This is a genomic window from Pseudomonas sp. AU12215 (genome assembly GCF_001675465.2).
GTDB classification, from domain to species: Bacteria; Pseudomonadota; Gammaproteobacteria; order Pseudomonadales; family Pseudomonadaceae; genus Pseudomonas; species Pseudomonas nitroreducens.
On sequence record NZ_MACM02000073.1, the window covers coordinates 1 to 25,441 of the forward strand.

At 56.1% G+C, this 25,441-nt stretch carries 18 protein-coding genes and 1 pseudogene; 7 read left to right on the forward strand and 12 right to left on the reverse strand.

Features of this window, described 5'->3' with window-relative positions; genetic code table 11:
- Positions 1-72: 72 nt before the first annotated feature.
- The 7 genes from A9513_RS14020 to A9513_RS14045 all read right to left on the reverse strand — a co-directional run bounded on the left by A9513_RS14020 (position 73) and on the right by A9513_RS14045 (position 11,646).
- Positions 73-3,645 carry an N-6 DNA methylase gene (locus A9513_RS14020; RefSeq protein WP_083196119.1) on the reverse strand — a complete coding sequence of 1,191 codons (3,573 nt, stop codon included), beginning with the start codon at positions 3,643-3,645 and terminating at the stop codon, positions 73-75.
- Entirely contained in the window at positions 3,642-6,767 is a 3,126-nt protein-coding gene (drmD, locus tag A9513_RS14025; RefSeq protein ID WP_043157642.1) for a DISARM system SNF2-like helicase DrmD, read from the reverse strand. The genes A9513_RS14020 and drmD overlap by 4 nt, the downstream gene beginning before the upstream one ends.
- A gap of 475 nt (positions 6,768-7,242) precedes the next feature.
- Complete coding sequence (locus A9513_RS14030; protein WP_238174937.1) at positions 7,243-8,361, reverse strand: HNH endonuclease; 1,119 nt, start codon at positions 8,359-8,361, stop codon at positions 7,243-7,245.
- A 472-nt stretch (positions 8,362-8,833) separates the two neighbouring features.
- Positions 8,834-9,163 carry a hypothetical protein gene (locus A9513_RS35490; protein ID WP_134303927.1) on the reverse strand — a complete coding sequence of 110 codons (330 nt, stop codon included), beginning with the start codon at positions 9,161-9,163 and terminating at the stop codon, positions 8,834-8,836.
- A gap of 236 nt (positions 9,164-9,399) precedes the next feature.
- The gene (locus A9513_RS14035; RefSeq protein ID WP_043157640.1) at positions 9,400-10,047 is read right to left on the reverse strand and encodes a hypothetical protein; all 648 of its coding nucleotides are present in this window, start codon (positions 10,045-10,047) and stop codon (positions 9,400-9,402) included.
- 704 nt (positions 10,048-10,751) lie between these two features.
- Positions 10,752-11,237: a hypothetical protein gene (locus tag A9513_RS14040; RefSeq protein WP_052172143.1), complete on the reverse strand. Its 486-nt coding sequence runs from the start codon at positions 11,235-11,237 to the stop codon at positions 10,752-10,754.
- A gap of 130 nt (positions 11,238-11,367) precedes the next feature.
- A complete protein-coding gene (locus A9513_RS14045; protein WP_043157636.1) occupies positions 11,368-11,646 on the reverse strand; it encodes a hypothetical protein in 279 nt (92 codons plus the stop codon).
- Between the two features lie 114 nt (positions 11,647-11,760).
- Here A9513_RS14045 and A9513_RS14050 point away from each other — a divergent pair, with 114 nt between their 5' ends.
- From A9513_RS14050 to A9513_RS14070, 5 genes are all read left to right on the forward strand, one after another.
- A complete protein-coding gene (locus A9513_RS14050; protein WP_043157634.1) occupies positions 11,761-12,636 on the forward strand; it encodes a YafY family protein in 876 nt (291 codons plus the stop codon).
- 557 nt (positions 12,637-13,193) lie between these two features.
- Positions 13,194-13,808, forward strand: a complete 615-nt coding sequence (locus tag A9513_RS14055) for a hypothetical protein (protein ID WP_043157631.1) — start codon at positions 13,194-13,196, stop codon at positions 13,806-13,808.
- A gap of 111 nt (positions 13,809-13,919) precedes the next feature.
- Complete coding sequence (locus tag A9513_RS14060; protein WP_043157629.1) at positions 13,920-14,627, forward strand: hypothetical protein; 708 nt, start codon at positions 13,920-13,922, stop codon at positions 14,625-14,627.
- A 72-nt stretch (positions 14,628-14,699) separates the two neighbouring features.
- Entirely contained in the window at positions 14,700-16,970 is a 2,271-nt protein-coding gene (locus tag A9513_RS14065; protein ID WP_065327424.1) for an McrB family protein, read from the forward strand.
- A gap of 2 nt (positions 16,971-16,972) precedes the next feature.
- Positions 16,973-18,523 (forward strand): nuclease domain-containing protein, encoded by a 1,551-nt coding sequence (locus A9513_RS14070; RefSeq protein ID WP_052172141.1) that lies wholly within the window; start codon positions 16,973-16,975, stop codon positions 18,521-18,523.
- Between the two features lie 189 nt (positions 18,524-18,712).
- Here the strand turns inward: A9513_RS14070 and A9513_RS14075 are convergent.
- The 5 genes and pseudogenes from A9513_RS14075 to A9513_RS14095 all read right to left on the reverse strand — a co-directional run bounded on the left by A9513_RS14075 (position 18,713) and on the right by A9513_RS14095 (position 23,665).
- Positions 18,713-20,225 (reverse strand): annotated as a pseudogene (locus tag A9513_RS14075) (IS66 family transposase).
- Positions 20,226-20,288: 63 nt separating this feature from the next.
- Entirely contained in the window at positions 20,289-20,624 is a 336-nt protein-coding gene (gene tnpB, locus A9513_RS14080) for an IS66 family insertion sequence element accessory protein TnpB (protein WP_043157626.1), read from the reverse strand.
- The gene (locus A9513_RS14085) at positions 20,621-20,956 is read right to left on the reverse strand and encodes a transposase (protein WP_043157623.1); all 336 of its coding nucleotides are present in this window, start codon (positions 20,954-20,956) and stop codon (positions 20,621-20,623) included. Before A9513_RS14085 ends, tnpB begins: the two co-directional genes overlap by 4 nt.
- Positions 20,957-21,055: 99 nt before the next feature.
- Complete coding sequence (locus A9513_RS14090) at positions 21,056-21,442, reverse strand: hypothetical protein (RefSeq protein ID WP_043157621.1); 387 nt, start codon at positions 21,440-21,442, stop codon at positions 21,056-21,058.
- Between the two features lie 327 nt (positions 21,443-21,769).
- Positions 21,770-23,665, reverse strand: coding sequence for a hypothetical protein (locus tag A9513_RS14095; RefSeq protein WP_065327426.1), 1,896 nt, complete (start codon positions 23,663-23,665; stop codon positions 21,770-21,772).
- A 284-nt stretch (positions 23,666-23,949) separates the two neighbouring features.
- Here A9513_RS14095 and A9513_RS34900 point away from each other — a divergent pair, with 284 nt between their 5' ends.
- Both A9513_RS34900 and A9513_RS36760 read left to right on the forward strand, forming a co-directional pair.
- Positions 23,950-24,846 carry a universal stress protein gene (locus A9513_RS34900; RefSeq protein ID WP_079392150.1) on the forward strand — a complete coding sequence of 299 codons (897 nt, stop codon included), beginning with the start codon at positions 23,950-23,952 and terminating at the stop codon, positions 24,844-24,846.
- A 92-nt stretch (positions 24,847-24,938) separates the two neighbouring features.
- The gene (locus tag A9513_RS36760; RefSeq protein WP_079392149.1) at positions 24,939-25,331 is read left to right on the forward strand and encodes a lysozyme inhibitor LprI family protein; all 393 of its coding nucleotides are present in this window, start codon (positions 24,939-24,941) and stop codon (positions 25,329-25,331) included.
- The last annotated feature ends 110 nt before the right edge of the window (positions 25,332-25,441 follow it).

The window sequence follows — 25,441 nt, forward strand, 5'->3', positions numbered from 1 at the left end:
GATTGAGGTCATGACAGAGGTAGTGGCGTTGCAGCATGATGCACCTGCTTCAATCCAGTAACCGTGTTGCACTCAGCTTCTGCAACCGCCCTCTTTAACCAGAACCTTTGGAAACATTCCTTTTGCTGCCTTTGACGAAATTTGAGATATGAACGCTGTGGCAAGTGCGCTATTCAAGTAAATCTCAAGAAACACAAGAAGACGCTCACTGTCCTTCGATTTTGGCTTTATGCAAATAATGCTTGGATTGTGAACAGCAAAGTCAGAATGCCGTGAAGCAATTATCAATCTTGGTGGTTTTCCTACAATTTCCCGAACGAGGACGCGCTCATTTGAGAACCACTCAGGATCTAAGTAGTTTGATACCCATGGCCCATAACTGGCCCAAAGGCCGCTCCATGAAACGGCATATGGTGAAACGTCTCGACCGCGCAGCTCCGGCACATAAGAATCATCCTTCTGACTCTCAGCATGCCATGGCTTCTCTTCAACGATGCGCTTCGCGTCATCCTCACTCATGCGCTTTAAAAGCGCGTGCTTGTCGTATGGCTTGTAGCCTTGCTTTACAAAAAACAAATCCTCAATTTTCAATGCGCCGGGCGGAATGGCTACTTCATCCGCATCAAGATTCGCCCAATGTGTGCGCAATGCAAATTTTTCCTGCCGTATTTTTCTTGACGGGCAAAGATGGAAGCCCGGTGTACGTGAAAATTGAGTTATATGATTCTCGGAGATGGATTTCTTGAAAATAATTACACAACAGCGAACCGACGCGCCTCTGAAAATTTGATGATCTGTTAGATCTGCGATCCAGAGTAGCCATGAGGAGAGAGTGAGTCGTTTTCTGATTTGATGAGCCGACTCGTTCAAAAGAACGGTGTTAGGAAGGACAAGGCCTGCAACTCCATCGTGACAAACTAGCCGGGTTGCTTGTTCTGAAAAAGCAATCGCAAATTCATAGTCGCCAATAGATTCATAGGCCATGTCCATCCATTGTTTTTGAATAGGATCGGTGGCACTTCCCCAAGGGGGATTTCCTACAACGGCAGAGAATCCCGCCCGCGCGGCTGCATAGACCTCCGGAAATTCGAGAGGCCAATGAAATGGCCTGCGAATTTCTTTGTTGGGTGGCAAACTGGCGGACAAAGCGAATTTTGTACGCTTGGTTAATGCCTTGATTGCATCAATATCACCGTCCACAGCCAGACCCGCCTGGATAGCCAAGGATGCAATCGCAGTTTCAACGGCTGCTGCATTACCGCTTGACGCCAATAACTCAACTATCAGCGCATCCGCGATTCGCTCGGGGACTTCCAGCGCCAAACGAGCGTCCGCATCCAATCTAGCCATGGCCTCGACATCATGAATGTCGCGAATCGGCATGGCACGCAGCTGCTGCCGCAACTTGATCGCTTCTTGCACGGCGCGCTCAATGTTCTGCCCGAACAAGCGCTGCTGCCCTTTGCCGCCGGGCGTCATTGAGAGTTCGGTGAGCTGATCTAGTCGATGAATGCCCAGCAGGCTATTACCGCAACGCAGGTTGTGATCAAGGAAGCCAAAGGGACGTCCCTTAGCCAGCGTCACTAGCCAGATCGAGAGTTTGGCCAGCTCGACGGCCAAAGGGTTCAAATCGACGCCGTACAGACAACGCTCGGCGATGAGGCGGCGGGCGATCAATGTTTGCGCTTCGCTGTCGCGAGGCAGATGCTCCTTGGCCGCTCCTGCATCGAGGACTTCACCATCCACACTCACGGTTTGGCCCGAGGCCTCGACCTGTGACCAAGCCTCGACGAGGCGATCCGCCAACCAGCGGCAGGCCTGCACCAGGAATGCGCCCGACCCCATGGCAGGGTCGCAGATCTTCAGATCCAGCAGTTCGGTGGGCGACTTCAGCACCCATTTTTCTCGCGGTGCTCCCTCTGCCTGCCCCGTGTAGACGATCGGTGTCAACGTCTCGTCGACGATGGCTTCAGTGAGCGATTTCGGCGTGTAGTGCGTTCCCGTCTCGCGCCGATCACTGCCCGTGGTGACGATGAACGCCCCCTCAGGGTAAATCAGCGGGTATCCCCAAGGATCGGTACGCAGCAGGTTGAGGAATGGCAAAGCACGTTCACGCAGGCCTTCGTCTCCAGCGCAAGCGGTGAGCAAACGGTTGGCTTGGGCAGCATCGACCGAGCGTTCCAGATCCTTGCGGATCGCTCCTTCGCCACGCTTGATCGCATCCGCACCGGAGAGCGCCTCGGCCAACACCTCGCCCCCCCTCTGGTGCAAAGCTTCGAGCTCCTCCAGAGCATAGAGGGTCTTCTTCGCCCCCTTGCCACCGGCAAGTTCCACTGTTACCCGCTCGGTTCGTCCGACAGTCCGCTCCAGCAAGCCTTCGTAGACGTAACCGATCTGTTCCACATCCAGAGCTCGGTAGGAAAGCGTCCGCCCCTCGTACTGCTGGATCGCCTCCAGCAGGAGCAGCACGGTGCGGTTATCTATCGGTAGTGGTCGCGCGAAGTCGACCTTCCAATCGGAGCCCTTGGAGCGCCCCTCGAGGAAAGGGAAACGATCCGGGTCGAACAGCGAACCACCCAGTGCCGGAAGGCGTAGCATTTCATGCTCGATGCCGCCGTACACCGCGCGAAATGTCGCGAGCAACCGTGACCAGGCATCGTTGCGCCGCTCCAGTACCTCCTCGGTTTCCTGGCGCAGCTGCATACGTAGAGTGGAAATGGCGTAGTTGCTTTCGTACGCCTCCTCTCCCATCAGCAAGAGTCCCCGCTCCTCGGCCGACAGCAGGAACACCAGACGCATCATGATGGTCAGACCCGCTTCGTAGAGCTCGGTCGGCTCGACACCTTGCAGCAGCGTCCCTGACTGCTCACGGTCTTCCTTACCCAGTGCCTGGATCAACACCTCGACCGCCCGACGAACCTGCTCACCCAAGGCATCGGTTACTTCTTCCTGATGCTGGAGGGACTCGTCCAGCATCGAGGGCAAAGTCTCATCGTCCGGGCCGAAGAAACGCCGGATGCCTAATAGAGTAAGGAAAGCTTGCAGCGTCAGCCGCTCTTGCCCCCAGAGACGTGCGTACCAACTGGCGAAGGTCGATACAGCACCAACGGGTGCATCGACCAGCATCCAGCGCTCGCCATCGGTGACCAAACCAAGACGACAGCCGCTGGCCCGGCAAAGCCGCTCCATGCGCTCGGCTGGACTGGCGGACCAGCCATCCAATTTCAGCGCGGCCTGGAGGTCCGTGCCCGCCGAATAGATTTGCACGAGCAGCTGGCTTCTGCCGCCCGAGACCAACACATAGTCAGGCTCCAAGGTGACCCCGTGTTCCGGCAGAGTGACGCGCTGCTCCGAAGGAATGCGCTCACCTCGCAGTAGGAGCTCACCGCCATCGGACTCGTCATATTCCAGGCCGCGGGCGAGCACCTCGTGAATCCAGGCGCGATGCAGTTCGGTGAACCTGGGATCGTCGTCGTCACGCGCCTCGCACCATTCGTCATAAGCCTGCCGCAGGTACTGTCGAATGCGAGGTTCGACAGCAGGTAGACCAGTGGAGAAGATTCGTTTCAGTACCGGCGTGGCGAGGAAAGGACCGGAGACCTCGATCAGCGACAACCATTCATCGTGAATATCGAGGGGGTTCATACGCGGCCTCCCTGGGCTAGCGATGCAGGTATGATGAAAATGACGGCTACCGGGAAGGTGCGATCCTGGGGTTCGGCATAGCGTGCCTCGATGGCGCTGGCTTCCTGCTCCCGCTCGGCTGGAATGCGCGCAAGACGCGCCTGCAAGGCGGAGCTGTCACGGCGAACCTGAGTGCGCTCATCTTCGCTGAACAAATTGAACTGTTCGGGCAACTCATCCTTACCTAGTTCCCTGCGAATGGCGCTATCCAGCTCATCCAGCACGGCGAGAATGTCTTCTTTTTCTTTGTTCTTTCGCGTTTCCAGGGTGTTGCCCAAATACTCGAGACGATTGCGTGAGCGTGCTCCGAGGGATTGCTGGATCGCCTCTTCCGCAGTGGAGAAGCGAGAGCGCAACATGGTGAAGACCGAGTCATTGAGCCGACACGGCTGCGCGTCGTCCAACCAGGCTTGTATTCGGGTGACGCCTTCTTCGCGCTTGAAGCCATGTTCACGCAGATAGCCCCCAGCCAACGTCAGTTCCTCGTGTAGACGATGGTGATTGCCGCCAGTGATCACCAAGCGCGACACGACCACGACCGCCGGCGCCTCGAGACGCTCGTCAGGCAACGTTCGCACCGTCACTCGGTGCAAGCGCTTGTTGTCTTCCTGCGCCCAAACCTCGGCACGCAGCAAACGCAGACACATCTGCACCAAGCGATGATTGAGATGGATGAGCACCAGGTCATCTCGCCCATTGGCGACTTCATGATCGAATGTCACCGGGCGGGTCTTGCCGGTGAATGGATGCTCCAGCCCTTCGCGACAACGCTCCCAGGCGCCCCCTAGGGGCGGCAGCTCGAAGACTTTACCTGGCGCGATTCCCGCCAGCGTCAGCGGTTTGAGAGCCGGTTTCTCGGCCAACGCCAAGCCGGTTTCGACCGCCTTCAGGATGTGCTCGGGGGAGAGGTGGAAGCCCTCTCGAGTCTCGACCAACTTCTCATGTAGCTTGGCTATTCGGTTAGCGAGGTCTTTTTCAGCCCGAACGAAGCTGCGGGCCTGGGCGATCTTCGCGTCCGCCAGTCGGGTATCCAGATCACGCAGCGCTCCTTCGATGAGCCCAGACATCTGCGGTGCGATCACTGGGTTCACGCTGCCCATATCGGCACGCATGGAGTCGAGCTTGCGCAAGGCACGCAGGATATCGTCCTGGTGGCCACCGACAGCATCCTGGTCTTGGCGAGCATCGACCGGGTGCCAAATCACCACTTCTTTCTCACGCTGGCCATGGCGGTCGATACGACCGTTACGCTGCTCCATGACGTTGGGGTTGTACGGGATCTCCAGGTGAATGAGGTAGTTACAGTGGTTCTGCAGGTCGATACCTTCGGAAGCGGCGTCGGTGGCCAGCAGGATGCGCACGGGGGAAATGTCTGGAGCGGCCTGGAATGCCGCCTTCACTTGTTCTCGATCGTCGTGATCCATGCCGCCATGCAAGATCATCAGGCGATCGCCACCCAAATCATGAGTCGCCAGAATCTGATGTAGCCAGTCGAGCGTGGTGCGGTACTCGGTGAAGAGAATCACTCGTTTACCATTCCAGGATCCATCGGTCTTCAGATGCCGATCGATCCAATCAAGCAACGCTTTGGCCTTGGAGTCGGCTTGATTCATCGCCTGCTGGGCCCAGTGTCTGAGCTCATCAAGCAAGATACGCTCCGCTGCGTTCAGCGGGCGTGAGTGGCGCGTGGCTTCCTCGACGGCCTCTTGCTGCGCGACCTCGACGTCTGAGTCGTTGGCGTAATCCTCTTCGGCACGCTGGATAGCCTTGAGCAAAATTCGCTCGGACAAATCCGTCCGCCCCTTACTAGCTCCGCCACTTTCCAAGGTCGCGACATGCTTTTCCAGGGTCGACGCGAAGGCAGCCGGCGACGAGAACAAGCGCTTGCGTAGTAGCTGGTTGACGAAGGATGCGCCGGTCACGCCGCCCAACTCCTCATCCGCTGCTTCCCTACTGGCACAGAATGCTCCCAGCTTGCGATGGGCCTCTCTTTCTTTGGCGGTGTAGTCGATGGGCAATGCTTCGAGTTTGCGCTGCGCGTAGATCAGGTTCCCGTCCTTATCGATGATCTCGCTTTTGAGGCGGCGAATCATCACCTGAGATAGCTGCTTCGGTTCAGGCATGATGTTGCGGGCGAAGCGCTGATCATCTAGCAGCTCCAACAGCGAAGTGAAGGATTCGGTGTAGCCGTTATGCGGCGTCGCAGTCAGGAATAGATGGTGCTGGAAATACGGGGCGATGGTGCGAATGAGACGAGTACGCTGACTTTCGATAGCATATTGAGCACTCGCTGACGGCGCGACGTTGTGTGCCTCGTCGACGACCAGCATGTCGAACTTGCGTGGATAGCTGACATGCGCTGGCAGGATATCGCGGAATGCACGCAAACCATCGCCGGCCTTGGCCCAATCCATCGACGTGATCAGACGCGGGAACGAGGTCCATGGATTGGCATGTATTCCGCGCTCGCGTCGTATCTCCTTGATGTAGGTGCTGTCGACGATCCGGAATTCCAAACCGAACTTTTCCATCATCTCGACACGCCACTTTTCTTGCAGCGACGCGGGGCAAACGATCAGTACAGTACGGACGCGATGACGCAGCAGCATCTCCTGGATAACCAGGCCGGCCTCAATGGTCTTACCGAGACCCACGTCATCCGCAATCAGCAGATTGACGCGCGCCATGTCGATCGCACGGACCAGCGGATCCAACTGGAAGTCCTGAAGGCTCACACCGCTGCGAAACGGTGCTTGGAGAAAACCACGATCGGCATTGGTAGCGGCTCCCCAACGCACGGCATCGAGAAAGGCTTCCAGAGTATCGGAGTCGTCCAGCCCGGTGATGGCTGGCAAGCCAGCGCGTTCGATGACATGTGCGCCCGGCTCGATTTCCCAAATCACCTGGAGTTCTTCGCCGAGAGCATCCTCATCGATGGAAGCCAGCGTGACAGCATGCTGTTGCACGCTACCCAACTTCGAAGCGTCCACCTCAGCCACTACCCACTGCCGGCGTCTAACTTCGACTAGCTGGCCTGGTTCCGGGATATTGCGGTAGTTGCTGTCTTCCGCAGTTGCAGTCATTTCTAACTCCTTAACACCGCAACAATCAGTTGGCTGATTGCGGGAAAAAACTTATGCACTGCGCACCTCAAGAGCGCGAAGCACTGATTTAGTTGGGTACAGATGTGGAGCGAGGGCTGAAACTGCAGCGTTCGTGATCGCGGAAACGCTGAGGATCGGCCGTCCCTGAGATACCACAGCCTGCCATGATGCAATGTCCGTCACCGTATCCATCGTCTGAACACGGGTAAAGCCGTGCTCAGTGCTTTTTGCCAGTATCGTCATTTTGATGCACAGACACTCGTCCGACCTAGGCTTGCGCAGCAAGGAGGGATACAGGCAGAGCTTGCGCCCATCAGGTAGTCGTTTTCCAAGTCAAAAGGTAATACCCAGAGCTCCATCCCGTTGCCATACTCAAAAACAGGTAGCGCCTTCTCCCCCCCAAACCAACGCGGATAACTGAGAGCGGCGCTGCCGGAAGGGGAGAGCAACATCATCAGGCTCTGAATAAATGCTCACGATGCCAAGCTAGATAGCCGCGATGACGCGTCTCGAGCTGGCGCAAGCAAAGTTGGGGCGTGAGGTGAAGTGCCTTAATGCTGGCAGGATCCAAATCGCTGCTAAGCAGGATGAGCCCGTCCTCATCGAAACTGATGAGGCCTTGATCGAATGCCAGGTCGAGGTTCGGAGTCAGCAGAAGGCCGTTGAACGGATCCAGCCGCTCACTAGAGCTGGCAGCACGCCAAGGCTTTATATGCGAAGCGCGTAGTAGCTCAGGTACGCAACAGTCGGTAACCGCGCAGCCACCCCAATACGCCAAAAGCGCCTCGCGATAACCGTTTTGGCCAATTCGCGCCTTGATCAAAGCCTCCCGCTCAGTGTCGGTCAGAGGCAATTCCTCTGAGAAGCACTGTGGCAATAAAGGCTTCGGCGTTGTTGGCGCGCCATCCACAGCTCCCGTCTGGTCTAGAAGCTGCCTGATGAACTCATCGAGCGCACCTAAGCCCAGAAACCCTAAATCAATGCCGTAGCTGATATCCGTGGCTCCCGTATTTCTCCGTTTAGGGAATCCGCGAAGATTGCTATTGTGGTAGTAAGGCGCTTGGCCTTTCTCCACACCCTGGATGCTCAGCCAGCTAGAGAGATGCTCTTCATATTTCGGGTGTAGCACGAGCGGCGTCTCACTGGCGCTCTGCTTGACGAACACAGGCATAGTCAGAGCTGGATGCGACAGACGCACCACCTTGAGACCGGACTGTTCGGGCCGACTAAAACCTGCACCCTCCAGTGCTGCAATAACATCCTGAGCCCTGAGCGAGACTTGGTGAACTCCGGAAACCGGCCCCTGCCCTTTGCCTGGTTGGCCGGTAATCGCGCCACCGAAATCCTGCTGCGTTATCCACCCCAACTGCAGAAGCGCTTGGGACAGCTCAGGATGCATACGCGCACGCCTTTTCCCGGACTCCGGATTGTCATCGAAGCTCGCAATGGCATAGACCAGCCACTTAGGTTTTGGAACACCAAGAGACGCAACTAGCATTCCACCGAGGCGACCGTACTGACTATTGGCAGATTGAAAATTGACCTGCCCCATCAGTGCGGCCAGCTGCGTCATGGTCAGAGTCTGCTCTGGGGCTATAGCGTGGCCCGTTAGCATGCGACGTTGGCCGTCAGAGATGCGGGGCTCGATTTCTTTGAGTGCTCGAGCGTACTCCTCAGCGCTGGCGGAGGGCTCCCCACGCCGAGACGAAGACGGCAAGTGAGATATTGATCCTGCCTCCATCTCCAGAAACGCACGCAGCTCCGCCTTGTCCTTAAACGCCATGACGCCCTCTCAACTGCAATCCATTTTTGTCACGAGGCATAAAGCTCCGACCACATCTCTCAAAGCTCCCTGTGATGGTCTAACTCTTCACCACAGCGACCTTCAGCGCATCCTGCTTGCTCGCTTTCTCACCGCGCGACATAGCTAAGGGCCGAGCAAAATATGAATCTGCTCACAATATCCACCTGCTTTTCGTGGGTAAAGACCGGCGGAGCTCCTAAATAGAACTTTTCACCCAGCCCGCTGTCGCCGGCATACAGACTCACGCCACTCGAGATGCGCCATGCCGCCAGTCAATACGCCTATGATGATGACTGCCTGGCTTGTTGGCGCAAAACACCGGCTGACGATGACCCGCGGTGATTACCTGATCACCCTTCACCACGACATAGCTGTTGCGCGTTTTCTCCGCCAATTGACGTTCTGATGCCGTCAGGCTGAAAAGCATCTGCCGGAAATGCGCCCTATCGAAGAAGTACACACGAGCGCCTCGATTCCACACGTGGCGTCCATACGCAATTAACCAATCAATCTGCTGTATGCGGATTCCGCGCTGACTGCAACGTTGCGTGGCATGTGCGGTAAGCTCCATTGCCCAGCTCCTCTGCCGAATTCGATCTCAGGCCCGTCGAGCTGGTCATCCTTGACCGGCGGGCTTCTTCACCCGCATCCAGCGGGTACAGCAGCAGGATATGTCGCCCTACTAGACACACCAATATTGGGTGTTCATACAGGTCAACTATTCAGGCAGGTTCGAATGGTTTTGGAGTCACTCCGCCGCAGTCTGTTAATGCTTTCCCCACATATCCGTCAATTTCCAGAGCGCGTTTATTTGAGGCTGGCCAACCATGGACCAACGATGAGCTTGCGCTCTTCAAGGCTGCATCTAGCTACACCGTCCTTGACTAGCGCAGTCCGGTCCCCAGTATGCGGATTGAGAACATAGGTATTGATGCTTGGGAGCGTCGCCGGGTTTGCGCTCCAGCGCAGATTGAAGGCAGCGAGCTTTGGAAACCAAAATTGACTGGCGTACGGCAGATTGTCATGAATCCACCAGGCCAGCGGAGTCCAGTCGCTTGTTTGCTCGTACCAGGGCAGCAAGGCAGGCACCACAATGCAAGCCGTGGCGCCTAGATAGCCCTCTGTATCGGGATAATCCCAAATGTGCGAGGCGTAATTCTTCTCGTTTGCGGCGCAGCTGTATTGGTTACCATTCTCTGCCCCCTTGCCATTCACCAAAGGCGATCGATAAGCCGAGCGAATGACTATCCGGCCGAATTTTTTCTGCAACGGCTCCAGCAGATGCTCACAAAGCCCCCGACCTGCTTCGATAGCACGGTCAGGAAAGTCGGGGATGTTTGGAATACCCTCAATTTGACTGATTTCCGAGTAGAGGAAATCGCGCATAAAGAAGTGGGTGGAAAGCCTGATACGCCCTAGATCTTCCAGCGCTTTAACCGTGGCCGGCTTGTTCATTCGCATACGTCCTTGTTGAGCTCTGGAGGGGTAATCAACTAGCAGCTTCGATCATTCGTGGTGGGAGTTCAAAATGTCCCTAACACGCTGCAATGCCAAATCAGGGGCTAGCGATCCGGCATGAATCAGAGCTCGCATCTTCTCACCAGAAGCTGGCGCGATCGCCCCTACTCTGAGAGCGCTGGCTAGCAGCACCTCAAGCTCGCTATCAGCAATATCCCGAGGTGACTCAATCAGCCTAGTAGCTAGACGACCAGACAGCTCACCCCTTAGCTGATCCTGCTTACTGCCTGACCGAATGAGTTTTGCAATGCCGTAGCCAGCGGCTCCCGCCACTGCAGCAGACCCGACCACCCAGCCAATCGGAGTGGTCGTAACGAACACACCTCCTAGCAGGCTCGCTAGGCTTGTAGAGCCGAGCAATGTGGTAGCGCCTGCCATGCCGGCAGCACTTCCGGCCAATGCTGCTCCCGCGCCAGCGCCGCCGAGAAGTGCGGCCCCCTCTCCCATCACGCCAACTCGGTCTCGACCTTTAAGCTTATCGAGGGCCGCTCGAACCTTAGGATCCTCAGAGGCAATGGCCGCTAGCTCTTCGGATACGGCCGTTGCATCTTGATCCGAAGTGGCGCTTTCAACTTGCACCCACTCCCTAACAGCTTTCCGTAGCCGATGAACCTTCCTGATGTAGTCATCCATGACGAGCTTCAAACCTCGGAGTAATAGTCTCTGACTGCCAGAAAGACCGATTGGATGAACTCAAAGAATTTGCGGGCAAGCTGGATCGCCGCTACCAAAGGATCTGAAGAGGGACTTCCCGAATCAACGGTCGCCCCAACAGCTGCCCCCATCAGCACTGCAGCGCTGGTTGTAATTGGCGCGAGCAGAGGACCAATGAAAGGAATCGCTGCGGTTATGCCTCCGATAGCAGCCCCTATGGCCACGCCGATGGCAATTCCAGGATGGGCCTTGATGAATGCCAGAATCTGCCTCACAACGATCCTGCCGACAGTGATTACCTCTCCAGCAATTTGCCTTGTGGTAGACCAGATCGCCTCAAGACGAGTCATGATCTCTGCCGGAATACCGAGGCTCAATCCCTCGATGACCAGATCATCAAATTTATCTCTGGCGCACTCGGCGTTGAGCAACGTCAACTCGAATGCTCCCTGCGCCGCAGTCAGTTGCTGCATAACTCCCTCCCAACATCCTAATAGTGTCAATTTGCCCTCAAGCCACGATTGATTCAAGGCTCGCGGCTCTCTATTCAAGTGACTGCTAGTCGCGTCAACGTTCATCAGCGCCCCTTTCGCCTCCGACACGTTAGCAACCGTGGCCAAAGGGCAACTGCAACAGTTGGATCTTGCGCTGCAGCTGCTCGACATGAAACTTCTCCGCTCGCAGGGCGGCCTGTAGCTCCATCAGGTTGCTCACCAAGTCAGCTCTATCTGCGCGCTCAATCTCCAGTTGTCGCTGGAGGCTGGCTTTCTGTTCCGCCAATTGGTCACAGCGCACCCAGAAAGACATGACCAAGCCGGTGCCCAGCAAGCCCAGGAAAAGCAACGTGGCCACAACAGCCCAGAGCAAGGTAAGAAAATCCATATCGAGGGCCAGTCTCCCGCAGCGGCCTATAACACCTTCACGATATGTAGCTTTCCAAGCTATATCTAGAATGTTTACATGTACAGGTAAACAATTCGAGCACATGGAGAGCCAATGAAACGTAAGCAGTCGATCGAGTCAGTCCGCTGGGATCTGGCCCTTCGCTATAAGCTAATAGAGACCGTGGTCTGGTGGGAGGGACGGCTAACCACAGGTCATCTGATGCAGAGCTTTGGCATCAGCCGACAGCAGGCGTCAAAGGACATCAATACCTACATCAATGAGCATGCGTCCAAAAATCTGACATACGACAAGCATCTGAAAGGGTACGTACCGAGTAAGCAGTTCAGGCCCTTGTTCATTGACGACAGTGCCAGCGCCTACCTACACCTGCTGAATCAAAACCACGAGCGTGCCCCGCACGTCGAGGGGTTAGCGCTCGCTTATGCCCACACAGAAGTCCTGAGCGTTCCCGATCGTACAGTTCGCCCCGAAGTGCTACGCCCGTTGCTCAGAGCCTGCCGGGAAGGTTTACGTTTAGAGTGCGAGTACGTGTCCTTTACCACCCCGAGTGGTGAAACCAGGCTGATAGCACCTCATACACTCATCTACACCGGCATACGCTGGCACGTCCGGGCCTACTGCGAGAAGAACCGCGATTATCGTGACTTTGTGTTGAGCCGCTTCCGTGGTATCCCAGAGCTAATGGATGACCCGTCTGAACACGCCCGAGAAGACGACCTTGGATGGAACACGCTCGTTCCGGTCATCGTCGAACCCGATTCGCGACTTAAGCCTGAGCAGCGAAGCATCATCGAGGCCGACTACGGCATGCAGGATGGCCAGCTGGTGATTGAAGCCCGCGGCGCACTGGTTCAATACGTGCTCCAGCGCTATCAGATCGATCCTACAAAGCTGCACACCAAAGCGACTGCGCAGCAGATAGTCGCGGCGAACCTTGATGAGCTGCAGCCCTGGTTGTACCGCTGACAATCCGCATCCCACCCGCACCGATACTTGCGGTTATCAGGCGCTCTCTCAGTAGAGCGCCTGCACTCTCCTTGTCCTCGCAAACAAACGCCCTAGCTCAATTACGGGCTTTGGCTGTGAAGCACCTTCAGTGAGCGACACAACTTGTCGCCCAAAGCAGCCAATCTGTTGTCGATTGACGGCCACGGATGCAGACATGTTTTCACCGCCACACCCCTTCACCCTTACCTGCTGTTACTGCTCTTGGAAGAAGACTTATCTTCCTAGCGGGGACAGCAGGGTACGTCCCCCGGAGTGGCTCACTGGCTGCCCTAACTGCCAGACTCCTTCATTGGATGTGCGCATCGCGAACAGGAAGGAAATCCTCAAAGAACGCCTAGAGCAGTTCTTAAAGAACTCCGGGCATCATTGATCTTTGGTCGAGCTTGACCCAAGGAGAGATGGCACAGAGCCATCCACTTGGGTAGCATCGAGCTCAATGCGGCGCAGTGCCAATGTATTGAGCCAAGGATGCGCAACTCCCCTCAAACACCTGTAAAGCCCTGGGAGCTTTTTTCATGGACCGAGAACACGCGAACCAAACTGCTGCTCGCTACTACAAGCACCTCAGGGACTTCTGCGACCTTCAGAGCCAGCTCAAACCCTTTTTCGCCGGCACATTCATAGGCGAAATCATCGATGCGGTTTCAGAGTGCGTAGACGAGGCGGAAAGCGCCAACACTCTGTGCGGCTTTCTCCCAGAAGGTAACACCTTCGACGAACAAGACTGGCTCACCTCACAAATCCGCCGCGATGGGCAACGCAAGCGCTTTCGTAGCCTGCAAGAGATCCCAGAGCACTTGCGAGAGCACTTCGGTGTAGACGACCAAGACTTCCGTGAGTATGCGGATCAGCTACGAGACGAGTGCTACGACGGCTACAACCTACTCCTCGAGCAACAGTCGAATATTGACGAGCATTTTGAGCGGCAGCATCTTCACGAAATCTATGACTACGTGGATGTAGAAGGGCTTCCTCTCTACGCGAAAGATGCCATCTGCCAGGTTTTCGAACACATGCTCGTCTTATGGGGTAAGTACGAGGCGCTAGCTCGCACCCTCACGAAATTGGTTTCCCTAGCCGACGATAACGATCCCGACCCAGACCTTACCAAGGCAGCACTCTTCGGCTGAGCCCCAAACACGCCCTGCCACCGTCAGGAAAAGGGCAGGTCCTCTTCCTGACCTCCTCCCCATATCGAACATTTCCCTGATGCCTCAGGCCCCTGACAAGGAAGCCAGACGATGCCAAGACACCACTACTCCAACCGAGCCATCCTGATTCTTGAAAACCCTTGGGAGCTGGATGACGGTGACTGCAACCGCACGAGCGTACTGCCCTTTGTCGAAGGCATTGCCAAGCTAGCAGGCGACACCGAGGTATTTCACGCCAACTTCTATGACAAGCGTAGCTTCGACCGGGCTCTCGAAATTCTTTGCAGCGCTCGCTTCAACAACGCAGTTATCTACATCGCAGCGCATGGCAACAAAGGCAAGGTGGGCGGCGTCAAGCTGGAGGACATTCTGTTCGCAATCGGAGATCACTCCAAGAATACGAACATCACCGGCATCATGCTGGGATCCTGCTTCGCCGGCACGGACACCGATACCATCGAGGTCTTTATGCAGGGCACGAACGTCAAGTGGTGTGTCGGCTACTCGTCCAGCTGCGATTGGCTCCCTGCCACGATGATCGACTGCTCGATCATGGCCTCAATGCTAGAGCTCGATGAAGAAGAGCTTTCAGACCGCGCGACCATGATCGAACTACTCGCCCAGGCCCTCGCCCCGTTCTCGCGTACTTATGTAATAGGTGAAGACACCGATGACAACACGATGACAATGGAAGAGTCCATTCGCGTGGTTATGCAACCTAGCGGGCGCGGAAATCGAGCTCGTCACGTGACTGACGAGGTGTTAGAGGAGCACGAAAAGCTCCAGGAATTCGCCTGATCCCCCAGTCGGCTAGCCCCACCCATTACCTGTAACGACTCCGCCGTTTTGAGCAAAGGAGATGGCTCCTCAATGGTCCTGAATCTAAAAGACGACGCTCAACTGAAACAAGCATGCGACACAATCCTGCAGCAAACCCTAACGCAAAAAGGGAATCGAGATTGGGTAGCAGGCCTGCTCACACTGCTGCAGGAAGTTCGCGACGTCGACGAGCCAACCTTTTTCAGCGAGCGGTTCCAACGCAATCTGTGGGATAGCGAGCAGGTCACGTCTACCGGGATGGGGCAGGTCGATATCTCCAAGGTCGCCCAAGACACCAGCGTGATTGAGCAGCTGTGGCGGCTTAAAAACCGATTCCCGGGCCTTGAAAGAGCTCAACAAGAGCTGCTTGTCACCGAAACCTGGAACGCTCTGATCACCGCTATCACACCGCTGGTGAAGCGTTTTCCTAAGCTCAAGATGTACCGCGTATTCGCAGTGCTTTGCCCGGGATTTTTCACCACCATCGGTCACTCCCGAAAACTTCGAGAGCTCGCGAGCGCAATGGGGGCCGCCCAAAGAGGTGAGTCACGCCAGCTCCTTCATCGCAAGGTGCTGGACCGTCTTGATGACGTGCTTGGTCCCGCCGCCGACATTTTCACTACCGCCGGCGTGGAGCGCATGACCCTGCCCTGGCTGCTGTACGTGACATACGTCCAACGGCCGGAACAAGAATCTACAGAGCTGGCCGACCCGGAAACGGGCAAGGAGCTGCTCAACCCTCTACCTGCAGAACGTCGGCGCCGTGGGCTGCTTTCGATTGGCGGAGGGATTGCCACCATTCTGGCAATGATTGAATTTGCGCGAGAAGGATGCACCCGTGAAGACTTCATGCAGCACCTTCAATCGCTCAATCCCGCATTCAAGAAGTCCTCGCTGAGTACCCAACTCAATGCACTGATCGCAGAGTGGGGCGTACTGCGCGCACAGGGAACCGATCTACAACTTACTCCCCGCGGCGAGGCCCTCCTGGAGTCAGGCGACCCAGATGAAGTAATCGACTGGATGATTACTCGCATCCTTGGCTTCGACAATCTGCTGCTCACGCTCAAACACACACCTCTATCCACCCAGCAAGCGAATGACCTGCTACGCCAAGTCAATCCCGGCTGGACCAGCAATTTCGCGCCGAGCGCCCTCGTAAGTTGGCTTCGCTCCCTGGCCCTGGTTGAACTAGATGGAGCAAAGCTCCTTCGCCTGACTGACAGGGGCGAAGAGTGGGTCGCACGCATTCACTGGACACCGGGTGCCCTGAAAGCAATACCAATTGCCGCAGGCCCCAGTGATCTCGAGGCTCCCCGTGCGGCTTCGTCAGTCAAAGCTAGCCGGCCGGCCCTGATGGAAATCATCAAGGGCTTTGCTCCAGAGATTCAATTTCCCCAGCAGCTCATCGCCCAGCTTGATGCAGGACTTTGGAGCCATTTCCGTCGCCATTTGGCTGTACTCACCGGGCTCAGTGGCGCGGGTAAAACACAACTGGCTCGGGGATACGCGCTGAGCCTCTGGCAGCAAACCCAAGACCCTCATGAGGGACTGCTCATCGTGCCAGTGCAGCCCGGCTGGCACGATCCCTCGGCCCTACTCGGCTATGTGAACCCATTGGAAGCCGACACTTATGTGCGTACGGCCTGCCTGGACTTCCTGCTACGCGCCAGCGCTGACCCCGCTAGCCCTTACACGCTGATTCTGGACGAAATGAATCTGTCGCATCCGGAGCAATATCTGGCTCCTCTACTGTCAGCGATGGAGACCGGCGATCACATTGAGCTCCATGCACTGGGGGACGGCATCAGTGACGTACCGACATCCATTCCCTACCCCGCCAACTTGCTGATCATTGGCACCGTCAACATGGACGAGACCACTCATGGCTTGAGTGACAAAGTGCTCGACAGAGCGGCGGTAATCGAATTCTGGGATATCGATGTCGAAGCATTCCCAGGCTGGGCGACAACGTCGCTACCAACAGAACAGATCACCATAGTGCGCTCGCTACTGACAGAGCTCGTCCAGGCACTCAGGCCCATGCGCCTGCATTTCGGCTGGCGGACTCTTCACGACGTCATCGGCTACCTCCAGGAGGCAGCCAACGGACAAGTTATCTCCTTCAACCAAGCTTTGGATCATGCTGTTTACGCGAAGGTCCTTCCAAAGCTTCGCGGCGAAGACAGTCCACGTTTGCAGAAGGTATTCAAAGACGTCCTTGAGGTGCTGACGAACGTCAAGTTGGAAGCATCCAAAGCCAAAGTGACAGAGATGCTCGACGACCTTCATCACCTAGGTTCAGCCCGCTTCTGGCGCTAAGTATGACGAGCCTTCACTGCTACAACGAAAAAAACGTAGCTATACCGGTTACCCCCGGCGAGCCCTCATCAGGGTTTGATGAGTTGGGCTTATACCGATTCCGAGCGCTGCCAGAGCATCGGCTTTACGTCGACGATGCGCTGCTGCCCGAGCAGCTGCATGAAGGTGAAGTCGTTTGGCTTTGGGAGCCAGGATTCTTTGCGGGTGAGGTCTCGGCTGAGTTAACGAATCTGAGCGGCGGCATCGTCGCCCGGTACCGTCTGGATGTCGCCCCCAGCAGCGATAAGCTTGGCAAAGACATCTTTACAAAGATGCTGGAAGACATCGTTGCCTTCGACGCGAAACTGCTGTTCGGCACAGAGAGCGCGCAGATCTCCATAGGCACGGACGGCGAGGATTCAAACCCTCACCTACAGTACGCGCGGCTTCGGCGCTATGGAGAGTCGCTAGTTGCCGCACTCCGACAGGTGACCGAGCGCCCCCTTACCAGGCTTCGCCGAGAACGCATTGCGGTAGGCGCGCACCAGGTTAGGCGCTTGGAGCCATCAACGGTCCGAGCAGCTCTTAAGAGCCGTACGATAGTTCTGGGGGCAGAGGGCGTGACACTGCCCTCGTCGCAAGCCAGCTTCGAAGTCGCTGCGGTTTTTGAGCATCAAGACAATCCTGCAAATCAGTTGCTTGGAGCGATACTTCTCAAGGTAATGTCTCGCTGTCGCCAGACGATTCGAGCCTTTGAACGTATTGCCGAAACGGAGCGCCGCTCCGATACCCGATCGGAGCTAGCACCACGCTTAAAGAGGCGTATCACCTTCCTCGATGGCCTGTACCGAGCACTGCGGCGCCAGCAGCGAATGGAGCCCTTCTGCCACCTGAGTACTCAGCGAATCACTGCCGCCGGGCTCAATGCGATCTCCGCCCACCCTATCTATGCGCGGGCTTACCGTTTCGGCTGGCATAGCCTAAGGCCCGGGGTCTTGGGAACGACAGGCGAAGAGAGCCTGTGGATCAGCCCATCCTGGGAGATCTACGAGCGCTGGTGCTATATCAAAATCGTCGAGCAGCTGCGTTCACGCTATCCCACTCTAAAGTGGGATGGCCACTATCCGACACAGAGTGACGACTGTATTTGCTGGAGCGGAAAGGGTTCGGATTTCACGTTGGAAGTCTGGCTTCAGGTCCGATGCCCAGCGATCGACAAAAAGAACTATGCCGGCTTCTCCAGCCTCTCAAAACGGCGCTTCCCTGACATCGCGATTACGCTGGAGTCAGGGAACCGACGCAAGCTCGTGATGCTCGATGCAAAGTACAGGACCAGCCGCGAAGGGGTTCTCGACGGCATGGCTTCTGCCCATATCTACCATGACAGCTTGCGCTGGTTCGATTACCAACCCGCTTGCGCTCTTCTGCTAATCCCACGCGGAGGAGCCGTAGAAAAGCTGCAAAGCAAGGAGTTCTGGCTCGCGCACGGCGTCGGGGTGGCCCAACTCGGAAGCGACGACGACGCCAAAGCGGTCGTTGATCAACTGGAAGAATTACTGGCCGTAAACGACTAAAAGGGAGGCCCGTGCCATCGGTGTGAACAGATAGGTCCGATGGCATGGAGACGCTGGCTGTCAGGTGCGAAACTGCATCTAACTTGACCACCCAATTGCATTGCCGCTGACCAGCCAATTGCATCCGTGTTGACCACTGTTTACATCCGACTTGACCTGTCACGCCGAAGCGGCGTAAGCGAACGGGCATCACACCTTGCCGGCGGGTACCCAGTTATGCGGCAGCAGCTCGGTCAGGGCACTGGCCTTCTGCGTCGGCAGGCGCATGAGCACGTCCTTCAGGTAGGCGTACGGATCGCGCCCGTTCAGGCGGGCTGACTGGATCAGCGTCATCAAAGCTGCGCCACGCTGGCCACTGCGCAGCGAGCCGGCAAACAGCCAGTTGGAGCGCCCCAGGGCCCAGGGGCGGATCTGGTTCTCGATCCAAGTTGTTGTCGATGGGCAGGTTGCCGTCATCCAGGTAGCGCACCAACGCTGCCCAGCGCTTGAGGCTGTAGTCGAGTGCCTTGGCGATCGCGCTGCCTTCCGGCACCTTCTGCCGCTGCCCAAGCATCCAGCTATGCAGGCCCTCGATGATCGGCCTGGCCTTGTCCTGGCGCAGTTGCCGTCGCTCTTCGGCGAGCAGCTCTCGCCCTTCACGCTCCACCTCGTACAACTGTCCGATGTACTGGAGGGCCTGCTCGGCCAGTTGGCTCTGGTTGGCGGCATGCAGGTCGAAGAACTTGCGCCGTGCATGGGCCATGCAGCCGATCTCGGTCACGCCTTGCTCGAAGCTGGCCTTGTAGCCGGCGAAGTCGTCGCAGACCAGTTTGCCTTGCCAATCGCCCAGGAAGCTGCGCGCGTGCTCACCGGCCCGGCTCGGCCTGAAGTCGTAGACCACTGCCTTGAGATCGGCGAAGGGACTGGGTGCATAGGCCCAGACGTAAGCCCGCTGGGTTTTCTTCGTGCCCGGGGCGAGCATCTGCACTGGGGTTTCGTCGGCGAGGATAATGTCCTGCTGGAGCAGGCAGTCGCGCAGGGCATCGACCAGGGGTCGCAGTTGGGCACCGCAAGCGCCGACCCATTGCGCCAGCGTGGAGCGCGCGATGGCCAGCCCGGCGCGGGCGAAGATCTTTTCCTGGCGATACAGCGGCAGGTGATCGGCGAACTTGGCCACCATGACCTGAGCCAGTAGCCCGGCAGTCGGGATGCCCTTGTCGATCACCTGCGCAGGCACCGGGGCCTGGATCAATGTTTCACACTTGGCGCAGACCCACTTGCCACGGATATGCCGCTCGACGGTGAAGGTGCCCGGGGTGTAGTCGAGCTTCTCGCTGACGTCTTCGCCGATGCGCTTGAGTTGGCAGCCGCAGGCACACTGGGTGCTGTCCGGCTCATGGAGTATCAGCGTGCGCGGCAGTTCGGCTGGCAGAGGCGCCCGCTTGGGCTGCTGCCGTAGCTCACGCTTGGCAGCGGCCGGGCGCGCCGCTTCAAGCTCTGCCTCGATGGCGGCGATGTCAGCCTCGATCATCTCATCCAACAAGTTGAGCTGGTCGGCATTGAGCTGCTCGCTACGGCGGGCGAAGCGGTGGCGCCGCAGCACGGCGAGTTCGTGGTTCAACCGCTGGTTGAGCGTTTCCAGATGATCGATGCGCTGACTCAACTGCGCGGCCAGTTGGCGCAGTTGCTCAGGCGTCAGATGATCGAAAGCGGCAGAATTCATGGCGCCGAGTATGCGAGTTTCTGGCCCCCTCGACGATAGGCCATTGGCCTAATTGCACCCCAGTTACAGGAGCCTGATCTCGGAATCAGGCCCAAGACGCTGCCAAGGCAGGCCGACCACCAGGGCCTGCAACTGCTCGGGGCTGAGTTCCAACTGCTGTCCCTGCCAATTGCCCGACCAGACGAAGCGACCCTTATTCAGCCTCCGAGCGGCCAGCCAGATGCCGAAGCCATCGTGCACCAGCACCTTCATGCGGTTGGCGCGCTTGTTGGTGAACAGGTAGGCACAGTGCGGCTGCGCCGCACCGAACACCTGAACCACCCGGGCCAACGCAGTTTCAGTGCCGGCGCGCATGTCCAGCGGCTCGGTGGCGAGCCAGATGCGCTCGATGCGGATCACTTCAGCAACTCGCGCAGGAAGCGGGCGCAGCCTTCAGGGTCGTTGCCCGGCCACTGCACTGACAGCTTGCCGGCCCGATGGGGAATGGCGATCTGGATGGCCATGTCGGCCGCACTCGGGGTAGCCGGCAGGTTCGGGACGAGAGGAATCGGAATAAAACTTGAGGGTACAGCGGGCAGCTGTGCCTGCTGGCGGCGAATCCACTTGTGCACGAGATTGGCGTTGAGGCCGTGGCTCAAGGCTACACCGGCAACCGAGGCGCCGGGCTGGGTACACTCATCGACGACCTGGGCCTTGAAGGATTTGGGATAGGAGCGGCGTTGGCCTGGCACAGGAGATCCTCCACAAGGGGCTTGAAATGGTGTCCACCAAAAACAGGTGGACACCATGCCGCTAGCTGGAAGAACCGGGGAGGTGTGTTGGGCAGACGCTTACTTTGGATAGCGTCCGAGTGCTGGCGCAAGAACCTCACCCACCAGCTCCCAAGGCTTCAATGCCGTCGTGCTTGAGTCCTCAAAATCAGCTTCGCGGAAGTAACTCAGGAGTCTTAAGACCGCAATTGCTGCGGTTTCAGGCTCAGTGTGGGACGAACGCAGCAGAGTTGCTAGTTTTTCCTTTTGGCCAGGGCTGAGCTCACACCAGGTCGACGTGGCCGCATCCAGAATGCGGCTGACCACGGAAGGATGCGTATCGCGCTGAAGCCGCTCAAGAATTTCATCGTCATTCTCCCGCTCTACCATCAGCCATGTAAGAGCAGCCTCTGCTCGTATCAACCCCTCTGAGTAGCTTAAAAGCCGAAGCAGCACCTCAGCGATCATTTCTCTTGGTTGAGACTTAAAGTACCGCAAGACCTCCACAGCCATTCCAGGGCTAGGTAGCACAGCCCCCGAGCGTAGACTCTCTACCGTTTGCGCTACTCGTGCCACGCGGGAGCAGGAACTTTCCTACCAAAGGCTGATTCTCGACAGGGAAATAAGGCTCTCCACGGTCCCAAATGACATCGTCGAGCTTGATACGGCTCATCGAGTTTACCCAGAACTGGAGCTTATCTTCGTAGCGCTCCGGATCCGCTTTGACGACCTCGAGCAAGAATTGATAGCAAAGGTCTCGAGTTGTGGGGAAATGCCAACGAAGTCCTTTCTCTGCTAAGAGTACCAACGGTTCACCAACATCAAGGCGCGACGCCAGATCATGATGCAACCACCAAAGATTCCTGGCTGTCGCCCCTGAGGTGCTTGCTGAGGGGAAAAAAGTCCGCGCCGTATGGCCGCCAGTAGTTCGTCTTTCTCTAGAGAGGCTGCGCGCTTTACTAAATGACGGGCAACCGAACGGTAGTAGGGATGAGAAAATTCGAAATGCTCCGACTTCTTCCGGCGGACTACTCTGTATTTTTCCAAACTGATTAGATGCCGCTTTGCACCCTCAGGCAATCTCGGCTCCTCTTCATAGGCTGGCGCTAACTCGGGCACCATTGGCTTTTCGTCAGGAGACAAAGACCAGTACTCGTGATCAGCAGGCATCTCAAGCTCTGCGCCCTCGCCCAATATAAATGCCAGTTCACGATCTGCAGAGGTTTCAGCCGCCGTCGATCCAATTGCCAATGCGCGCATAACTTGCTGCATACCGCCAGCGTCCAGCCTCGATGCGAAATCAGCGGCAGATTCGCTAGCCAAGTTTTGGGCCTTACGAATCACATCGGGCCCTTCCAGTTGTTGGTGATAGGCCGCCAGATGCGCTAGTACACCAGCTGGAACATCGATTTCCCCGCTAGCTAGGGCCGCTTCCACCGCCCCCCTCACTGACTCGGTGACTTGATTGCGCTTCGGTTGTACGCCCCACACTTTAATGAGGAAGCTTGGAGGGCATATACCCAAGTCATGCCACTGAAGAGTCCCTGTTTGCACCTCGTCCAAAGAGTTACAATCGCTTACAGAAAGCAGCGCCTCCTGCGACTGGGATACAATCAATCGCCTGCTGGGTTGAATGCGTCGAACCAAGCTCTGCAGCCTTTGCAATGCCTGTGCAGCCCTCGAACCTTTATCGAAGTCGGAACCTAGAGGGTCATCTAAAACGACCAGAATCTCCCTGCGGCTGTTGTCTAAAAGGACTCGCTCAGCCTCTTCAACCAAGCCAGTGGAAACGACGTCAAAGCCGAAGCTCTGCATTTCGCTGGCTATCCAATTCGCTGCATCTGTTTTTCCACACCGAGGTGGGCCTGATAGTAGGAGCGCACGCTGGGTAGAGAGCTCGTGGGTCCACGTCGCCTCACCACCGCGCGGAACGTAATCAAGTGGCCGGACAGAGGGTGTTATCTCCGAATCTAGAATCTCGCGGAGCGCAGGAACCACGTCGAGCCCTAAACCTTTACTATCTCGCACTTTTTGCAGCATCTGGAGAGTTGCGAGCTTCACCCTATCATTGGGAATCCCGAGAGCTCGTAATCGCTCGTAAAGGCGAGCTATGACACTGCCCTTAGTCACATTGTCCTGTACGAAGAGGCGCTGGAACGCGGTATTTAGCTTGGTTGCAGTGGTCTTGCCCCCAAGATCGAAGAGCGCCTTTTCTCTCTCTTTCTCGAGCTTGGTATCTTTGACAGGCTTTGAAGCAATTAACTGTTCTATAAATAACTCTGCCGCAGCTCCAGGCAAAGGGGGAACACGATGGACCTTACCTTGCCAATCGTGTCTGACCACCAGTGGTGAAGCAAAGTCCATTGCACGCTGAGTGCAGACAAATAGCACTAGCTTTTCCGAGTTATCCAACAATCTTTCAAGCAAACTATTTTTTGCCTTCCTGCTTGGGAAATGAGCGAGATATTCGCGCAAGACCTCACTATCGATAGCCTTGGCATGGCTCTCTGCCCCCTTCACCTGCAGTTCTATTTCAAAATTACTACCATCGATCACAATATCTAGCGTCGAGTCCTCACCACCACTATCAACGACTGCCCGAACCCCATTCGCCCAGAACAGAAGCACTAGCTCCAGCGTGACGCAGTACTGAAACTCATATCGTTCGGGACCTGTGATTTCTATCGACATCGTCTCAGAGCTCTAAAGTTAGTGGTTAATTATCGACGACCAAGCAGCAGGTGGCGCACCAAAAAATATCGCACCCAATGGCCACCTGACGCTAAAAATTAAATCATCAAAAATCCGAGAAATACTCGGAAAAATTGCCTAAAAAAATACCAATAAATTCTATCGAAAGTAAAGGGAGGCATGCACACTTTTCGACGGTCGCACGTGATCCATATCAAGGCTACGAAAACAATTTTGCGCAAAGCTAATTCAGTCCATACAAACTGGCTAGTTAAGGAGTATTCATGGAGTACTATTCGCACATACTTCTACTTTGCGACCCTTTTCTGCGAGAGTCAGCCGCCATGGAGCGGGCTAGAGCACTTGCCGCCGCTTGCGGCGGCCATCTACATCTAGCCATTCTGGATGACTTACCAATCGGAATGGGGGGAATTGACAGCACTCTACAAATACGCGCTAGAGAAGAGACGAGAAAGCGGCAAGAGAAGTGGCTGACCAGCAAAGCCGACAGCATGCAAGCCTGGGGCATCAAGACATCGGTTCAGGCTGCGTGGACTGAAGATGCAGTGAAAGAACTTCTTGAAATTGTGATAAATAAAAATGTCGATCTTATAATAAAAGACACTCTACTCGAGAAAAGCTTGCATCGTGCCTTTATAACACCACTAGACTGGAAGATTCTGCGCCACTGTAAAGTAGCAACACATTTAGTTAGCTCGACCGACCACCCTCTTCCGCAGAAAGTAGCTGCCGCACTCGACTTATCAAAGAGCACGTCCGAAAGTGATGAATTAAATAATCGCATCATGACATCAGCAAAACAACTCGCCCTTCAAAGCAATGCTGAACTTCACATTCTTCATGCGCACAACTTAAGCACGGACTTCTTAGTTTATGCGGCCAGCCCAGTGCCATGGACGCCCGTGCTACAAGATAAAAAAAACGGAATATCCACAGCAAGAATGAAGAGAATCGCAGAAAAATACGGAGTCCCTAGCCAATATCAACATCTTATAATTGGCTCTGCAAAACAAGTGATAGCTGACTTTACATCAAAGCACGGAATAGATGTAGTTGTAATGGGCGCCATACACCATCCTGGGATAGAGAGAATAATCGGCAGCACAACGGAGCAAGCGTTATACAAAGTAAAAACCAGCATTCTTGCCGTCCAAGCCTAGCTGCATACCCAGAGATACAGGCGAGCTATACCAGGCAACTCGACCTGCACTTCAAGTAAAATAGATAAAATCAGATCAATGGAGCTACAACCATGAGACGTCTATCCCTCGCCATATCCTCCGTCTTGATTGCTCTAAGTGTTAGCGCAAGTGAAGGCTACACAGCCTCATATGAATTATGCATAACCAAAGCCGAAGGCGAGACATCTGGACTGGCGAATTGCTCCAATGAAGAGCTATCTAGGCAAGATGCGCGACTTAACAAAGCTTACAAAACCGCCATGAGTGTAATATCAACTGAGAACAAGCAGAAGCTATTGAGTTCCCAGCGAATCTGGATAAAGTTCCGAGACGCCGACTGCGGGATCTACTACTCTCTAACTGGAGGGACGATGGATATTCTAAATGGCTCTGGGTGCGAGCTATCAATGACCCGGGAAAGAGCCGAAGCTCTTGAGTGGATGGCTCAGAATGGTGGTGAATAGTAGAACATGGCGGCCGCAAAAACTGAGTGCAACACCCGACCATTTCGGTAAGGTGTTGCCCCATGTCCTATCACGAACTCAGCGCCACAGAGCGCGTCACGATCCAGATC

Excerpts from the sequence above, each read along its gene's own strand:
- A9513_RS34900 (WP_079392150.1), top strand. The coding sequence starts at position 23,950 with ATGGAGTACTATTCGCACATACTTCTACTTTGCGACCCTTTTCTGCGA.
- A9513_RS14030 (WP_238174937.1), bottom strand. The coding sequence starts at position 8,361 with ATGACGCAGCTGGCCGCACTGATGGGGCAGGTCAATTTTCAATCTGCC.
- A9513_RS14040 (WP_052172143.1), bottom strand. The coding sequence starts at position 11,237 with ATGCAGCAACTGACTGCGGCGCAGGGAGCATTCGAGTTGACGTTGCTC.
- A9513_RS14060 (WP_043157629.1), top strand. The coding sequence starts at position 13,920 with ATGCCAAGACACCACTACTCCAACCGAGCCATCCTGATTCTTGAAAAC.
- drmD (WP_043157642.1), bottom strand. The coding sequence starts at position 6,767 with ATGACTGCAACTGCGGAAGACAGCAACTACCGCAATATCCCGGAACCA.
- A9513_RS14070 (WP_052172141.1), top strand. The coding sequence starts at position 16,973 with ATGACGAGCCTTCACTGCTACAACGAAAAAAACGTAGCTATACCGGTT.
- A9513_RS14090 (WP_043157621.1), bottom strand. The coding sequence starts at position 21,442 with ATGATCGCTGAGGTGCTGCTTCGGCTTTTAAGCTACTCAGAGGGGTTG.
- A9513_RS14050 (WP_043157634.1), top strand. The coding sequence starts at position 11,761 with ATGAAACGTAAGCAGTCGATCGAGTCAGTCCGCTGGGATCTGGCCCTT.
- A9513_RS14095 (WP_065327426.1), bottom strand. The coding sequence starts at position 23,665 with ATGTCGATAGAAATCACAGGTCCCGAACGATATGAGTTTCAGTACTGC.
- A9513_RS14055 (WP_043157631.1), top strand. The coding sequence starts at position 13,194 with ATGGACCGAGAACACGCGAACCAAACTGCTGCTCGCTACTACAAGCAC.
- A9513_RS14035 (WP_043157640.1), bottom strand. The coding sequence starts at position 10,047 with ATGAACAAGCCGGCCACGGTTAAAGCGCTGGAAGATCTAGGGCGTATC.
- A9513_RS14020 (WP_083196119.1), bottom strand. The coding sequence starts at position 3,645 with ATGAACCCCCTCGATATTCACGATGAATGGTTGTCGCTGATCGAGGTC.
- A9513_RS14045 (WP_043157636.1), bottom strand. The coding sequence starts at position 11,646 with ATGGATTTTCTTACCTTGCTCTGGGCTGTTGTGGCCACGTTGCTTTTC.
- A9513_RS14065 (WP_065327424.1), top strand. The coding sequence starts at position 14,700 with ATGGTCCTGAATCTAAAAGACGACGCTCAACTGAAACAAGCATGCGAC.
- A9513_RS36760 (WP_079392149.1), top strand. The coding sequence starts at position 24,939 with ATGAGACGTCTATCCCTCGCCATATCCTCCGTCTTGATTGCTCTAAGT.
- A9513_RS35490 (WP_134303927.1), bottom strand. The coding sequence starts at position 9,163 with ATGGAGCTTACCGCACATGCCACGCAACGTTGCAGTCAGCGCGGAATC.